Annotated in this window: 14 protein-coding genes; 2 read left to right on the top strand and 12 right to left on the bottom strand. The window is 33.4% G+C overall.

The genetic code is table 11. From position 1 onward, the window contains the following. Positions 1-42 precede the first annotated feature (42 nt). From CAR_RS03790 to opp3b, 7 genes are all read right to left on the bottom strand, one after another. Positions 43-1,218, bottom strand: coding sequence for a competence protein CoiA (locus CAR_RS03790; protein ID WP_013710389.1), 1,176 nt, complete (start codon positions 1,216-1,218; stop codon positions 43-45). Positions 1,219-1,345: 127 nt separating this feature from the next. After that, positions 1,346-2,017 carry an adaptor protein MecA gene (locus CAR_RS03785; protein ID WP_013710388.1) on the bottom strand — a complete coding sequence of 224 codons (672 nt, stop codon included), beginning with the start codon at positions 2,015-2,017 and terminating at the stop codon, positions 1,346-1,348. Positions 2,018-2,168: 151 nt separating this feature from the next. Continuing rightward, the gene (spxA, locus tag CAR_RS03780) at positions 2,169-2,567 is read right to left on the bottom strand and encodes a transcriptional regulator SpxA (protein WP_013710387.1); all 399 of its coding nucleotides are present in this window, start codon (positions 2,565-2,567) and stop codon (positions 2,169-2,171) included. 436 nt (positions 2,568-3,003) lie between these two features. Further along, positions 3,004-3,945 (bottom strand): ABC transporter ATP-binding protein, encoded by a 942-nt coding sequence (locus CAR_RS03775; RefSeq protein WP_013710386.1) that lies wholly within the window; start codon positions 3,943-3,945, stop codon positions 3,004-3,006. Beyond that, entirely contained in the window at positions 3,935-5,032 is a 1,098-nt protein-coding gene (locus tag CAR_RS03770) for an ABC transporter ATP-binding protein (RefSeq protein WP_013710385.1), read from the bottom strand. Before CAR_RS03770 ends, CAR_RS03775 begins: the two co-directional genes overlap by 11 nt. A 14-nt stretch (positions 5,033-5,046) precedes the next feature. Beyond that, positions 5,047-6,096 carry an oligopeptide ABC transporter permease gene (opp3C, locus tag CAR_RS03765; protein ID WP_013710384.1) on the bottom strand — a complete coding sequence of 350 codons (1,050 nt, stop codon included), beginning with the start codon at positions 6,094-6,096 and terminating at the stop codon, positions 5,047-5,049. Continuing rightward, on the bottom strand, positions 6,096-7,043 hold the full coding sequence (gene opp3b, locus CAR_RS03760; protein WP_013710383.1) for an oligopeptide ABC transporter permease: 948 nt from the start codon (positions 7,041-7,043) through the stop codon (positions 6,096-6,098). Before opp3b ends, opp3C begins: the two co-directional genes overlap by 1 nt. A 277-nt stretch (positions 7,044-7,320) precedes the next feature. On the opposite strand from opp3b, the gene CAR_RS03755 reads away from it, so the two are divergent. Together CAR_RS03755 and trpS are read left to right on the top strand one after the other, a co-directional pair. Further along, on the top strand, positions 7,321-7,692 hold the full coding sequence (locus CAR_RS03755; RefSeq protein ID WP_013710382.1) for a DUF3899 domain-containing protein: 372 nt from the start codon (positions 7,321-7,323) through the stop codon (positions 7,690-7,692). A 93-nt stretch (positions 7,693-7,785) separates the two neighbouring features. After that, positions 7,786-8,790, top strand: coding sequence for a tryptophan--tRNA ligase (gene trpS, locus CAR_RS03750; protein ID WP_013710381.1), 1,005 nt, complete (start codon positions 7,786-7,788; stop codon positions 8,788-8,790). Positions 8,791-8,835: 45 nt separating this feature from the next. Here the strand turns inward: trpS and CAR_RS03745 are convergent, their stop codons facing one another. The 5 genes from CAR_RS03745 to CAR_RS03725 all read right to left on the bottom strand — a co-directional run bounded on the left by CAR_RS03745 (position 8,836) and on the right by CAR_RS03725 (position 15,566). Then, positions 8,836-9,855: a lipoate--protein ligase gene (locus CAR_RS03745; protein ID WP_013710380.1), complete on the bottom strand. Its 1,020-nt coding sequence runs from the start codon at positions 9,853-9,855 to the stop codon at positions 8,836-8,838. Positions 9,856-9,906: 51 nt separating this feature from the next. Beyond that, positions 9,907-10,653 (bottom strand): MBL fold metallo-hydrolase, encoded by a 747-nt coding sequence (locus CAR_RS03740; protein ID WP_013710379.1) that lies wholly within the window; start codon positions 10,651-10,653, stop codon positions 9,907-9,909. A 134-nt stretch (positions 10,654-10,787) separates the two neighbouring features. Next, positions 10,788-12,191: a protoporphyrinogen oxidase gene (hemG, locus tag CAR_RS03735; protein ID WP_013710378.1), complete on the bottom strand. Its 1,404-nt coding sequence runs from the start codon at positions 12,189-12,191 to the stop codon at positions 10,788-10,790. 454 nt (positions 12,192-12,645) lie between these two features. Beyond that, complete coding sequence (locus CAR_RS03730; protein WP_013710377.1) at positions 12,646-13,731, bottom strand: M42 family metallopeptidase; 1,086 nt, start codon at positions 13,729-13,731, stop codon at positions 12,646-12,648. A 176-nt stretch (positions 13,732-13,907) separates the two neighbouring features. Continuing rightward, positions 13,908-15,566: a peptide ABC transporter substrate-binding protein gene (locus CAR_RS03725; protein WP_013710376.1), complete on the bottom strand. Its 1,659-nt coding sequence runs from the start codon at positions 15,564-15,566 to the stop codon at positions 13,908-13,910. Between the last annotated feature and the right edge of the window lie 18 nt (positions 15,567-15,584).

The following is a 15,584-nucleotide window of genomic DNA, read 5'->3' as shown; positions in this document are numbered from 1 at the left end:
TAAACTGCCCTAAAATAAAGAAAATTCCTCTAGTCCTAATTCTTATGTATCCACAATAAGAGCCATATCTAACTTTAAAAATTCGGTAATCTTTTCATTTTCATTTTTATACCTCTGTGCCTCCTTTTGCACTATCCATTCTGAATGAGAAATAGCTATTAGTAAGCCGCGTTTGTTCAATAATGTGATAAAATGAGTGATGCACTTCCTTTTACTTTCATCGGAGATAAGAGGCATAATATAAAAATTAAGCTCATTATTTTTTATCATTGTTGTGGTTTTTTTGGCTATTTCTTTTTTGGATATAATTTCCCCACTATTTCTTTCCATTATCCATTCTAGAAACTGATATTTCCAAAAGTAAGAAAGTGTTTTAATAAATAATTGATTTTTCACGGGCAGATAAACTTCTAGAGGCAATGAAACCAATGAATCACCTTTTTTATAAATGTATTTTTGGAACGCCACTATTATCGGTACTTGATAGTTCCTCCCCCTATTTAAAAAATAATGACTTTGAATCAATTTTTTTTTAGGTTCTATTTGAGTAAATTTTGAGTAAACCATAAACTGGGGGATTATTGTATTTAAACTAGTGCTTTCATCCATCTTTAAATGACAACATTGAGAAATTATACATGATGAATTTCCTTCTTGACTGATACCATAATGGATGACAATATCGTTTGTTTCTACATGTAATTCTAAAAAGTAGCACCCTATTTTTTTATGTTCCTGTATGAATAGTCGTTGAAAACTTGTTAATTTATTTTTTAAATGGAAATTTTGTCCTAAGATCCAATAAACTCTATACCCATTTTTAGTATAGCCTAATGTTCGTTCCAGCATTCTTTCAGCAGAAAGAGCACTGCATTGAAACTCTATAGCTGTTGGTGTCTGTTCATCCAGCCAAATTAATAAATCTGGACGCTGCTTTAAATTTGGTAGATAGGCTTCAAGTTGACAAGGTATTTCTTGTTGTATGAACCAATGATAAAGTATTTTTTTACCTAAAATATGTTCTTCTGTTTCTCCTTCTGAAAAAATAGAGCAGTCATTTTTTTGAAAGTGAGTAAAATGAGCTTGTTTAATTAATCCTTTTTTAAGAAAAACCGGCTTTTTACAACTCGGACAGTAATAGTCCTTTTTTCGTTTTTTATTTTTCTGCTCATCTAATGCATTAACATACTGATTTCCCTTATTTACTGCAACTAGCATTATAATTAATCTCCTCTCTTTGCCTTCTATTTAAACTATCCGCAAAGAAGGTGAGAACTCTAATAACAAACAAAAAAAATCAAAGAAAGATGAACTTTCTTTGATTCCCAATTTAGTACTATTTAGTTTATTTAAAGTAATGACGTGTTAACTCTAAGGCATTTTTTTCCATGAGTATTTTCCCATGTTCTTCTAAAATCCCTTGAGTAACCGGTGTTTTTTCAGCAAACTCTAGTGCAAGAGCAATTTCTTCCTCAGCACTTCTTTCAGTCATTTCACTAATAAAAAAGACTAGATTTAAATAGTAGCTTTCTTTGTAAAGAAAGAGATTAGAGCGTGCCTTATCAACATGCATCATTTTTGATAATTCAATCATATCTTCAAATTGATTAAATCTCAAAACAACTTCTTTTGTTTCATCTTCAATGTGATTTACGGTTTCATCAATCTCAGCTTCGGATTTTTCTAAATTTTGTACCATTTGTTTTTTTATATATTGAGAGAATTCATCTGAGTTAAGATTCTCAGATGCTGAAGAAAAGTCTAATTGGTCGTTTAATGGACCACCTTTACTAATAAACAATTCTAGACCATTTCCATTTGGCAACACTTGAAATGTTATGGCATCAGATTCATGGAATTGTTCGTCAACATCCACTTCTTCTAAGATACTATAAAAGAAATTTTCAATTTGTTTGTGGTTTCCTAAAAGATCTAAAAATGTTACGCCTCTTTCTTCCAAATCAGCGTTCTCAATTAATACTCGGATGGTGTTTTCGTTAATGTGTTCCATTTCCATAGTCATACACCTCATTTCTCTTCTTCATCGTTAAAACATTTTAACTAATGAATAATCTATATAACCATTCTAAAGGAAATAAATAAAATGTAAAGTTAAAAGTGCCAAAAAAAACTACAACACCCTTGGGATGTGTAGTTTTACCTAATTGCTAATATCCAACTATCAGTTGTGCCTGTTTTAATTCAAGTGCTCTTACTTCACGAGGCAAGAAGCGACGGATTTCATCTTCGTTGTATCCAACCTGTAATCTCTTTTCATCTACCATGATTGGTCGACGTAAAAGTCCTGGGTTATCTTGAATCAAATCAAACAATTCATTTAAAGGTAAATCATCAAGATCAACATTTAGTTCTTGGAATACTTTAGAACGGGTCGAAATGATTTCTTCTGTACCATCTTCTGTCATTCTTAAGATCGATTTAATTTCACCAATCGTCAGTGGTTCTGAAAAAATATTTCTTTCTTTATAAGTAATATTGTTTTCCTCTAACCATGCTCTTGCTTTACGACATGATGTGCAACTAGGCGATGTATATAAAGTTACCATATGTTATTCTCTCCTTTTTTAATCAGATAGATCGTTCAAAAAAATTGAGGATTGTTAATGAAACTATGAAATGCCTTACAAGATTATTATAAAACATCCATTTTAAAATTACTACCCCTTTTGCCATTTTTTCGTCACTTGTTCTTAACTTTAACATTAATTTTACATAGTAAATTTTATTAGTTCACATTTGATCAAAGAAAACCCTTATTTAATAAAGCTTTTTTCCAAATAAGGATAATAATAATGAATATAAATAAGAATTCATTCTAAATAAAATAATGTTTTAAAACAAACATTGTTTTATTTAACTTGTATATCTCTACAAGTACTCTCTATTTCTAAAGTGCTTTTATGAAGTATTCATTCTATTTTAAAAACAACAAAAAAAGCTATAAATTAGACTTTATCAGTCTAATTTATAGCTTTTACTTAATTATTTAGCGTAGCTTGCTTTCTTTTCTTTCAAAGCAGCTACATCAGATTCTCTACAGTAAACATAATGTCCTTGAGAAATTTCACGTAACTCTTCAGGTTCTCCATTTGATTCACGAGGAATATAGGGAGTACGCACACGATTACGCTCATATTCAGGATCTGGTAAAGGTACAGCAGACAACAAACTTTCCGTATAAGGGTGCAATGGAGTATTGTATACTTCATCAGCAGGTGCTAACTCAAGTAATTTGCCGGTATTCATTACACCAATACGATCACTGATGTACTTAACCATTGATAAATCATGGGCAATAAACAAGAAAGTTAATTCTTGTGTTTTTTGTAACTCCATTAATAAATTGACAACTTGCGCTTGAATTGAAACATCTAATGCAGAAATCGGTTCATCAGCAATGATAAATTTAGGCTTAACTGCAAGAGCTCTAGCAATTCCAATACGTTGTCTTTGTCCACCTGAAAACTCATGTGGGTAACGAGAAGCATGGTCTGGATTTAAACCAACTGTTTTTAACAGTTCATTTACTTGGTTGTTTCTGTCTTCCGTAGAAGTAGCTAAACCATGAATATCGATACCTTCTGCGATAATATCGCGAACTTTCATTTTTGGATTCAAAGATGCATATGGATCTTGGAAGATCATTTGCATATCTCTTCTGAACTTCAACATATCTTTTTTACCAGAAATATCATGAACTTTGGTACCTTCAAAATCAATTTCTCCAGCTGTTGGATCATACAATCGAATGATTGAACGACCAGTTGTAGATTTACCTGAACCAGATTCACCAACTAAACCAAAAGTTTCACCTTTATAGATGTCAAAAGTAACATCATCTACGGCACGAACTTCATTTTTTGTTCCTTTGTTGAAATATTGTTTTAGACCTCTAACTTCTAAAATCTTTTCTCTATTTTCCATCTTCGTTTACCCCTCCTTTGACTTCAGTCTTAGCATTTTTTAAAGATGCATGGAGTGGGGCAAATTTTTCTTCATAAATTTTTTGACGTGCTTTAATTTCTGGTGGCGGTTCAACGGTAGGTGCATCGGGATGTAATAACCACGTTGCAGCTAGATGCGTTTCAGAAACTTTAAAGTATGGCGGTTCTAATTCTGTATCAATTTTCATTGCAAATGCATTTCGTGGAGCAAATGCATCCCCTTTTGGTGGGTCCAATAAATCTGGAGGAGTCCCTGGGATAGCATAAAGTGTTTCAGTAATTTCTAAGGTAGGCATAGAACTGATCAGTCCCCATGTATACGGGTGTTGAGGATTGTAAAAAATTTCATCCACTGTTCCAATTTCTATAATTTTACCTGCATACATAACTGCAACACGATCTGCAACGTTAGCTACTACGCCTAAATCATGTGTAATAAAAATAATAGAAGTCGCAATTTTCTTTTGTAGTTCTTTCATAAGATCTAAGATTTGCGCTTGAATCGTTACGTCTAAAGCTGTTGTTGGTTCATCAGCAATTAGTACTTCAGGATTACATGCAAGAGCAATCGCAATTACAATACGTTGTCTTTGCCCACCAGAAAATTGGTGAGGGTATTGTTTCATACGTCTTTCTGCATCAGGTAAACCAACTAAATTTAATAATTCTAACGCTCTTTTACTTGCATCTTCTTTGTTTAATTTTTGATGTAAACGAATAGGTTCAGAAATTTGTTTTCCAATGGTCATTGTTGGATTAAGAGATGTCATAGGATCTTGAAAAATCATCGCAATTTCTTTACCACGAATAGCTTGCATTTCTTTTTCAGATTTTTTTATAAGATCTTCACCATTAAAAAGGATTTCTCCATTTTCAACATTTGCATTTTGTGACAGCAATCGCATAATGCTACGAGTGGTAACTGATTTCCCTGAACCGGATTCCCCTACAATAGCTAATGTTTCGCCTTTTTTTAAATCGAAACTGACACCGCGGATAGCTTTTACTTTACCAGCATAGGTGTCGAACGTTATTTCTAAATCTTTAACTTCTAATACATTGCTCATTCATTTTCACCTCGCTAATCTTTCATTTTTGGATCAAATGCATCACGCAAACCATCTGCTAACAAGTTAAATGAAATCATTAAAATACAAATAACTGCTGCTGGATACCACATTAAATGAGGTAAGAAGCGGAATGTTTTGTATCCATCATTAATCAATGTTCCTAATGAAGCTGTTGGTGCAGGAATACCTATACCGATGAAACTCAAGAATGCCTCGAAGAAAATAGCAGACGGTATTGAGAACATGGTTTGAATAATGATAACACCTGATAAATTCGGAATTAAATGTTTAAATGCTATTTTTATTGAAGATTCACCTAAAGTACGGGCTGCTAAAATATATTCTTGATTCTTCAATTTCAACGTTTGTGCACGAACTACCCTGGCCATTGAAATCCACCCGGTAATAGCTAACGCAATAATAATAGACATAATACCTGGATCTAAAACCAAGAGCATCAAGATAACTACTACTAAGTTAGGAACGCCTGATAATATTTCTAAGACACGTTGCATGAAGTTATCAATTTTCCCGCCACACCATCCTGAAACTAAACCATAAGTTACACCTATCGTTAAGTCAAAAAATGCTGCAACAAACGCAATTATTAAGGAAACTCGAGTACCATAAAGAATACGTGAAAGTAAATCACGTCCTAAACTGTCTGTACCTAAAATATAGTACTGGCCTTCAGGAACGCCTTTTTCAGTATATTTATCGACACGTGTTTCGCCAACTGCTTGAGTTCCATTTAACCCATCAATTCCAATTCCTGGAATTTTAGGAGGTAAGCTTGCAAACTCTACTGTTTGAACATTTGGGTCATGCGGTGCAACAAGTGGTGCTGCAATTGTAAGAATAATCATAATTGTCAGAATAATCAGACTAACTACGGCCGCTTTATTTTTTTTCAATCTTCTCCATGAGTCTTGAATAAAACTTAATGAAGGTGCTGCAATTTTTTCGTTATCTTGAATACTTGACTCAGATGCTGGAGCAAACATGTCAGGAGACAGATTCTTTAGTTCATCTGCAACAGGAGTATTATCTTGATTATGCATTATTTGTCCCCTCCTTCTGTAGAAACACGAATACGTGGGTCAATTACTCCGTATAAAATATCTACAACTAAAATAATAAATACTAGCATAGCAGAATAAAGAATGGTTACACCCATAATAGTAGGGTAATCATTTGTCATAATTGATTTAACGAATTGTTCTCCAATTCCTGGAATAGCATAGATATTTTCTACAACCATTGAACCCGTCATTAAACCAACTGCCATAGGTCCTAAGATCGTAACTAATGGTATCAATGCATTACGAACACCATGTTTAAATGCTACTGTCCATCTGCTTAACCCTTTGGCTCTTGCCAATTCAACGTAATCACTACTCAATACATCTACCATTTCTGTTCTAATAAAACGAGCAGAATCGGCTAACGGAGATATCGTTAGAGCTAATGTTGGCAAAACAGATGAACTGAATCCGCCATCCCACAAAGCGATTGGGAACCATTGTAGATATACTCCAAAAATAAGTTGCAATAGTACGGCAATAACAAAGTTAGGAATAGATCTACCTAAAATTGCTGAAAATGTTGCTAATGTATCAATCCATGTGTTTTGATACATTGCTGCGATTACTCCTAAAACAATACCTAGTATTGTCCCAAGTGCGACTGCTTGAATACCTAGCTGCAAGGATGGCCCTATACGCGTAGATAGCAGTTTCGTTACGGGAGTATTGTTAAATTGGAATGACGTTCCTAGATCCCCTTTAAGTAATCCTCCGATGTACACTAAATACTGAACCGCAACCGGTTCATTTAATCCATATTGTTCATTCATAATATAGATTTGTTCTTCTGAAAGTTTATCCTGGTTACTATATGGAGTACCTGGTAAAAGCTTCATTAAGAAGAAAGTAATCGATGCAATTAAAAATAATGTCAATAACATGTATAATACACGTTTTCCTAAAAATCTCGCATAACTTTTCATCGATTAAAGCACCTCCAACAATTTTAATTTTAATTCTTCTACAAAAAAGAATATACTATATAGAATAGCTTGTCAAAAGCAATATTGCAAAACTTTTTTGAATTAAGCTATCATATTCCATCTAAAGATTAGAATATGATTAGAAAACAAGTAGAAAATGTGTTGTTTTACAAAAGATAAAGCATTACCTGTGCCTAATTTTATTCATACATTTTTCATTGTATTCCTTTATAATGGATTTAGAACGATTATTTATCTACTTCAAGGAGGAAATTAAGTGAAACAAAAATTTACACCTATCCGCATTTTTTTAGCTATACTCGTTTTATGTATACTATTAGAACTTATTATTTATAGAGAACTCTCATTCTATCATACTACAAATCTAACTTTTTACGGAGCTGCCTTCTTTCTTATTATTGGACTTTTTGGTGCATCTTTTTCTTCAGGATTTTTTGATTTTTTTAATTATAGTATGAGAAAAGCTGCTTTCAATATTCGAAAAGGTAGAAACTCAGATGAAGAATTAAATGTAGAACCACTTTCGAAAGTATTCGGAAAAGGGTATTACTTTTTTTTAAAAGTGGGCTCAGCCTTATTAATTGTCTGTATTCTTACTTTGTTAGCTTATTATCTTATTGAAAGATGATCATTTAGTAGTTGTTATGAACAAATTCTTTAATCCATCTTAAAATAGCGTATAATAATAGTAATGTATTTAGAATTAAGGGGTGTATAAATAATGAAGACAATTTTTTCAGGTATCCAGCCTAGTGGAACTCCTACTATTGGAAACTACATTGGAGCAATGAAACAGTTTATAGATTTACAAGAAAGTTATACGAGTTACTTTTGTATCGTGGATGAACATGCGATTACTGTACAACAAGAACCGTTGAAACTTAGACAACAAACGAAAAGTCTTGCTGCATTATACTTAGCTATCGGACTAGATCCAAAAAAAGCAACTATTTTTATTCAATCTGAAGTCTCTGCACACGCTGAAGCTGCTTGGATTGTCCAATGCAATACCAGTTTAGGTGAATTAGAACGGATGACTCAATTTAAAGATAAATCCGCAAAAAATAATCGTGCTGGCGTATCTGCTGGTTTATTGACTTATCCTCCTCTAATGGTAGCCGATATTATTCTTTACCAATCTGATTTAGTTCCTGTTGGGGATGACCAAAAACAACATTTAGAATTAACCAGAGATTTTGTTATTCGATTTAACAATAAATACGGTAATGGCAATCAATTGCTTACCATTCCAGAAGTAAACATACCAGAATCTGGTGGACGGATTATGAGTTTACAAGATCCCTTGAAAAAAATGAGTAAGTCTGATGAGAATAAAAAAAGTTTTATTTCAATGTTAGATGAACCCGCAATCATTCGCAAAAAAATCAAGAGTGCTGTAACAGATTCAAGTGGTGTGATTGAGTATGATCCTAAAAATAAACCTGGTATTTCTAATTTGTTAACCATCTATGCTTCGTTTACTAAGTTCAGTGTTGCTGAATTAGTAGATCGTTATCAAAATAGTGGGTATGGTCAATTTAAGGAAGACTTAGGAGAAGCCATTGTTTCAGTATTGGAACCTATTCAAAATAGACATGATGAATTGATCCATTCAGATGAGTTAGACTCTATTTTAGATGGTGGTGCAATTAAAGCAGGCACTGTAGCTAATAAAACACTTTTGAAAATGAGAAATGCTATTGGTTTAGGTAGAAAACGAAAATAGTAACCTAAAAAAAGTCGTTAGAATGAGTATTCTAACGACTTTTTTTTAGTATATTAAGTGAACTAATTCTTCTTTAGTGATATTTCCAAAGTAATTTTTAATATTTATTTCGTCAAGAGCCTCACCTATTGATGTTACATCATATTTAGTGCCGTTCAATTTTTCTTCAACATCGGATATATCTCCTAAACCAAAGAAATCTCCAAAAATACGGATATCTTGGATAAAACCTTTATCTACGTTCATTTTGAATTCTACTGAACCGATAGAAAAACGATGACGACGAACTAACTCAAATTTTGGTGATTTCCCATAGTTCCAATCCCAATTATTAAAATATTTTCCAGAAAGTTCTTCAATCTGTTTCCAGTCCTCATCCGTCAATTTGTACTCCTTAACTTCTGCAGGAGTATTGACATCAAAAATGTTCAGCAATAAACGGTCGCGGAATTCTTTTGTATTTAAGAATTGATAATCATCAGATAAATAGGGTTTTATATTTGTTACACGGCTTCTTATTGATTTAATTCCTTTTGACTCAATTTTATCTTTTCTCACTTTAAGAGCGTTCACGACTTCTTCGATATCGCTATCAAACATAATTGTACCATGTGCTGTCATTCGACCATTTTTTGAATACATAGCATTTCCAGAGAATTTTTGTCCATTAATCAACAAGTCATTTCTGCCTTCAAGCTTAGCACCTTCTACTCCCATTTTGTGTAAAGAATCAATTATAGGCTCTGTGAATTTTCCGAAATCGCGAAACGAATCCCCATCATCTTTTGTAATAAAACAAAAACAAAATACTCCGAAATCATGGTAAACGGCTCCACCACCTGAAAAACGACGGACTACGTGGATATTCTTTTTTTCAACGTAATCTGTATTAATTTCTTCGATCGTATTTTGATTTCTTCCAATTATAATAGAAGGTTCATTAATATAAAATAGTAAGATTGGTTCATCTAATACGACATTATTTAATAAGTGGTATTCAATCGCTAAGTTAATAGCAGGATCTGTTATTTCTTTTCCGTTGCGGACATTTTTAACATAATACATTTAATTTTCCTCATTCCTGACTTTAATCTTTATTTTCTATTGTTTCTTTTATTAAATTTCAATTGTAAGATCTTTTTTAGCCAACATGATTTCTGTCGCCGGCGTTTCATTAATAGCTTGAGCTTTTAAAAGCTGTAAGTCTCCTTCTTGAGGTAGATGCGTCAAAATAACTTTTTTCACATGAGCTTCCTTTGCAATCTTTCCTACTTCAGAAGCTGTCATGTGAACACGATGATTTTCCATTCCGTTAAAAAAATTCGTATCTGCTAATAAGACGTCAGCATCTTTACTAAAAGAAATAAAGTCAGATAAGTAACCAGAATCTGCGGTATAAATAAGAGTCTTTCCTGTTTTTATTTCCATGATTCTCATCGCGTAGCATTCTACTGGATGTAAAGTTTTCATAAAGTGGATTTCAAAAGGGCCAATATATATTTTTTCATTCTCTTCGTATTCTATCCCTTCGCTTACAAGGTCCATCGTTAATCGTTTAAAATTTTCCTTATCTCCTGCATGTCCATAAATTGGCAGCATTGGAGCCCGCTCAAGATCATTCTTCATCCGCTTCAATTGACGTGTAAATTGCAACACCCCTAAATCTGCAATATGATCATAGTGGTAATGTGATAAAATTACTGCATCTAACTGTAATGGATCTAAGTGATTTTCTAAAGCAATTAAAGAAGCACTTCCTGCATCAATTAATAGGTGATAATTTTCAGCTTCCAATAGATAAGAACTTGTTCCTGAATTATTCGTTGGATATCCGCCCCAAAAGCCTAAAATGGTTAATTTCATTTTTTATCCCTCGCTTCTGTTTTTTTTATCTTTTCTCTAATACCTTACACCAAGACAGCACAGTTTAAAATAAAAAAACCCTTTTTATAAAAAAAAGGAGTCTTTTATTTTATTATAAGCAATCTGATTTTATTTTAAACACAATTTTGTTTTTTTACAAGTTCAACTATGTTCTTACTTGTTTTATTTGCTTGGCCAATACACTGATTGATTCCAAAACCTTCTAGCCCAATCCCAGAAATATAAATGCCCGGATATTCATGGTTTAACATTTCTATCATTTCTTTTGTTTTTTCTTCTTGATCTACTGTGTACTGAGGTATCGCATCAGGCCAACGTTTTACAATTCGATTTATTGGCTTATCGGTAATACCAAGTATGATTTCCAAGTCTTTTAGTATCGATTTTTCTATTTCTTTATTACCCAATGTAACAAGTAGGTCTTCACCTTTTCTACCAAAACTTACTCCGATAAAGACATCTTCTTCATCTTTAAGAAATGGCCACTTCTTATTTAAAAAAACAATTGATGTTACGTAAGAATCATTTCTTCTAGGAGTCACTACACCAAAACCAGTTGGTTCATTTTTAATAGCTGATTTTTTAAATTTAAATAAAATATATCCAATAGACGCTGTTTCAACTTGGTCAAAAGTTTGTCCAAAAGTTTCATTTTTTATTAGTTTTGAATATTCGGTTACTGGTGTTGCAATACAAATTGCACCGACCCGCATCTGCTCTTTTCGATTAATATCAATAATATAAGTGCCTTCAGTATCTTCTTTAATTTCAAAAACTTTTTTACCTGTTTGAATATGTGGTTTTAGAATTTCAGTTAGTTTATCCGTTAAAACAGTTAATCCCTTTTGGAAAGTAACATAATTACCCGAACCATCCAATAATTCTGGATGGTGCTTAATACCATTCGATAAACTTCCATACTTTTGTTCTAATGAATAAATAACCTCTTTGGAAGATTTTATTCCCATTTCATCCAAATCACTAGCATAAACTTTTGAAAAGAAAGGCTCTACAATATGTTCTACTAATTCTTCTCCGAATCGATTTTTGAGATACCGACTCATTTGAATATCTTTATCTAAGGGTTTTAAGGGAAATAGATTGTCTTTAAAACTAGCCATTTTCCCATGGAATGTTAGTAAATCACTTTTCCAAATATCCATTTTCCTTACTGGAATACCTTTGTAAGTTGGGTAATTAAGATTATGCAACTTATTGTAAAAAAAGATATCTGGTTTATTTCCTTCACTATAAACTAACTGATCCATTAGACCTAGTTCTTTAATAAGATCCATTGCCTCGGGATAGCGAACATCGATTGATTCAGCACCTAGATCAAAGTAGTTGTCCCCAACCTTCATGGTGTAAATTTTACCACCTACTTTTAGAGCAGACTCTAATAAAATAAGTTCAAAAGGCAGCTGTTCATTTACAATTTGCTGTTTTATTCGATAAGCAGTAACTAGCCCTGTTATTCCGCCGCCTATTACTGCAATTCTCTTTTTGGCTCTCTTCATTTATTTCCCCCCTTTCGTATTTAATCCAATACTCTCATTTTACTTGTTATCCTAATAAAAAGAAACTTTATTCTAGTTTATCCATAAAAGATTAGTCAAAAGTTCATGAATCTGTCATAAAGAAAAGTGAATTTAGACGAAAAATAATAGGCTGGGACAAAAATCCCAGCCTATTATCTATATGCGAATGTTTATTCTAAAACGTGCTTCAAAAGCTGACCCGACGTCCACTTTGTCATGCCTGTAGTTGCTTTAGCTACGTACAGACATCATACACTTAGGCTTTAGCCTACAGTGCTTCTATTTAATGGTCGATGACCATACTGCGCTTATTCGCTTCAGTTGCCATAGCTCTTGCGAATTTATTCGCATTAGAGATATGGTGTGCGTTAGAAGATTCGGGCCTAAACACTTTTTATTCCACTCTCTTGTTTTTAAATCTCATCTTAAAATTTCAACTGTGGTATTTAATTTTTTCAACTGTATCGCTATCTAAACGCTTAATGACTTCTGTAACTAGTTTTACAGTATTCAAGTAATCGTCTTCATGAATAACTGAAGTATGAGAGTGTAAGTAACGCGTCGCAACCGTAATCGCTAATGCTGGTATACCATTTTTACTTACATGCTGACTTCCTGCATCTGTTCCTCCACCTGCAATCACAGTATATTGAAAAGGAATATTTAATTCTTCTGCAACTGAAACAACAAAGTCACGCAAGCCTTTGTGAGCTATCATGGAAGCATCATAAATGATAATTTGTGGGCCTTTTCCTAGTTTAGAATCTGCTTCTTTATCAGTCATTCCTGGAGTGTCTCCAGCTGTACCAGTGTCTAATGCAAAAGCAATATCTGGATCTACTAAATGAGTTGCTGTTTTTGCACCTCTTAACCCCACTTCTTCTTGTACATTTCCAACAGCAAATGCTTTATTAGGATGTCCTTCGGCTTTTAAATTTTCTAATACTTTTAAAGTAACAGCTGTTCCAATACGATTATCCCAAGCTTTAGCCAATATAAATTTAGATCCATTTAAGCGTCTAAACTCAGTATATGGCGTTACCATATCACCGGGCTTGATTCCCCATTGTGCGGCTTCTTCTTTTGATGAAGCTCCAATATCAATAAACATCTCTTGAACATCATATGCTTTATTGCGTACTTCGGCGGTTAAAACATGTGGTGGTTTACATCCAATTACTCCATGGATAACGTCATTTTTTCCTGTCGTAATTTGAACTTGTTGAGCCAACATCACTTGTGCCCACCAACCACCAATCGTTTGAAATTTAATAAAACCTTCTTCAGTGATGTTTGTTACCATAAAACCAACTTCATCTAGGTGTCCAGCGAACAATACTTTTGGGCCTGATTTATCTCCAACACTTTTGGCAATAACACTACCCAATCCATCAAAACTAACACTATCTGCATTAGGCTTTGCATACTTTACAAATACCTCTCTTACTTGTCCTTCGTTTCCTGAAATTCCTTTTGCATCTGTTAATTCTTTTAACATCTTTAGTTCTGTTTCTTCCATAATATAGGCCTCCAATTTAATTTATTCATTTTAATTATAACATTGTTTATAAAAATATAGTTTTCTTAAGCTGCTTTTTTGTATTGTACTACTTTCCATCGATAATAATAAAGAAAGAGCCAGGAACAGAAGTCCAGGCTCTTTCTTTTAATTGATATACTAATCTTCAACTTAAATTATTTTGTAACAGACGTCCATTTAAGCGACCATTCTGCTCCAACTAAATATGTTGTAAAATCTTGAACATATGGCTTTTCTAATACTGCATAAGCACGTTGATAAATTGGTGCAATACCAGCTTCATCCATTAATACTTTTTCTGCATCAAGCATATCTTGCCAACGTGATTCTAAATCAGTCACATTCGTTTGAGCACTTTCAATTAATGCATCATAATCAGCGCTGTTGTATCCAGACTTATTATTTCCATTTTCTGATTGGAACAACTCTAAGAAGTTAATAGGATCAGCATAATCTGCTCCCCACAATGCTAATTGAATGTCATAATCTTGATTGCTGTTAGCATCTAGACGTACTTTAAACGGTACATTTCTTAATGAGATATCTAATCCCGGTAAATTTTGTGTTAATTGTCCTTGTAAAAATTCAATTGATTTTTTAGCATTTTCAGTATCATCACTTAAAATTTCTAATGTTAAAGAATCTAATCCTAATTCTTGTAATCCTTTTTCCCAGTATTCTTGAGCTTTCTCAAGATCAAATGTCAATAAATCACCGTTTTGATCACGGTAGTCTTCTCCTGTTGATGGATCAACAGCTAATGATTGTGGAACAAGTCCGTTAGCTGGGATAGAACCGTTTTGAAGAACAGTATCAACATATGCTTGTTTATCAAAAGCCATCGCGATAGCTTTACGAATATTTTCATTAGCTAATGCGGTTTGTTCTCCATCACGTTCTTGGTTAAATTTAAGATAAGCTACAGTAGAAGTAGGTTGAGTTTTCAAATCTGGGTTACCTTGTTGTGTCTGAACATAATCACCTGATAGTATCATACGATCGATTGAACCTGTATCATATAAATTCAAAGCAGTTGAAGTTTCTTTGATAACATCAATATTAACTGCATCTAATTCAACAGTTTCTGCGTCCCAATAATCTTCGTTCTTGTTTAATACCCAGCTTAAGCCAGTTCCGTCCCATTCATCTAGTACAAAAGGTCCGTTATAAAGAACGTGATCACTATTTGATGCATAAGCATCACCCTGTTCTGTAACGTAAGCTTCATTTTGTGGGAAAAACATTGACAATGTTGTTAAACTTTCAAAATAAGGAACCGCTTTTTCTAATTGCACTTCAAATGTTTTATCATCAACAGCTGTTACACCTAGTTCAGATGGGTCCATTTCACCTTGTAAGACAGCAGTTGCGTTTAATACCACTCCATCAATCATATAAGAGTACTCTGCAGCTGTTTCAGGTGTTGCTAAGCGTGTCCATGCGAAAACAAAATCGTTAGCTGTTACAGGCTCATCATTTGACCACACTGCATCTTCTCTGATTTTAAATGTATAAGTTAATCCATCTTCGCTTATTTCTGGTTCTTCTGCTGCCATACCTAACACAAGTTCTCCATCTGGTCCTTGACGGTATAACCCTTCATTAACGTTATTCATTACATTGAAACTAACAGCATCCGTTGCTAGCACTGAGTCCATTGTTGGTAATTCAGCTGACTCAACTAGGTTTAATTCTTGTTTGTCGGTTCCATTTGTGTTTGTTGCCGATTCATCTTTGTTCCCACCGCAAGCTGCTAATAAACTAATAGAAGCTAGTGATAACCCCATTAACTGAAGATATTTTTTCTTTTCCACTTCTTTTCCTCCTAATGA

Source organism: Carnobacterium sp. 17-4 (assembly GCF_000195575.1).
Lineage (GTDB): Bacteria > Bacillota > Bacilli > Lactobacillales > Carnobacteriaceae > Carnobacterium_B.
This window is presented reverse-complemented; position numbering and strand designations above follow the sequence as displayed.

Bases quoted from the DNA above. Each gene is read 5' to 3' on its own strand.
- CAR_RS03790 (WP_013710389.1), bottom strand. From the start codon at position 1,218: ATGCTAGTTGCAGTAAATAAGGGAAATCAGTATGTTAATGCATTAGAT.
- CAR_RS03785 (WP_013710388.1), bottom strand. From the start codon at position 2,017: ATGGAAATGGAACACATTAACGAAAACACCATCCGAGTATTAATTGAG.
- spxA (WP_013710387.1), bottom strand. From the start codon at position 2,567: ATGGTAACTTTATATACATCGCCTAGTTGCACATCATGTCGTAAAGCA.
- CAR_RS03775 (WP_013710386.1), bottom strand. From the start codon at position 3,945: ATGGAAAATAGAGAAAAGATTTTAGAAGTTAGAGGTCTAAAACAATAT.
- CAR_RS03770 (WP_013710385.1), bottom strand. From the start codon at position 5,032: ATGAGCAATGTATTAGAAGTTAAAGATTTAGAAATAACGTTCGACACC.
- opp3C (WP_013710384.1), bottom strand. From the start codon at position 6,096: ATGCATAATCAAGATAATACTCCTGTTGCAGATGAACTAAAGAATCTG.
- opp3b (WP_013710383.1), bottom strand. From the start codon at position 7,043: ATGAAAAGTTATGCGAGATTTTTAGGAAAACGTGTATTATACATGTTA.
- trpS (WP_013710381.1), top strand. From the start codon at position 7,786: ATGAAGACAATTTTTTCAGGTATCCAGCCTAGTGGAACTCCTACTATT.
- CAR_RS03745 (WP_013710380.1), bottom strand. From the start codon at position 9,855: ATGTATTATGTTAAAAATGTCCGCAACGGAAAAGAAATAACAGATCCT.
- CAR_RS03740 (WP_013710379.1), bottom strand. From the start codon at position 10,653: ATGAAATTAACCATTTTAGGCTTTTGGGGCGGATATCCAACGAATAAT.
- hemG (WP_013710378.1), bottom strand. From the start codon at position 12,191: ATGAAGAGAGCCAAAAAGAGAATTGCAGTAATAGGCGGCGGAATAACA.
- CAR_RS03730 (WP_013710377.1), bottom strand. From the start codon at position 13,731: ATGGAAGAAACAGAACTAAAGATGTTAAAAGAATTAACAGATGCAAAA.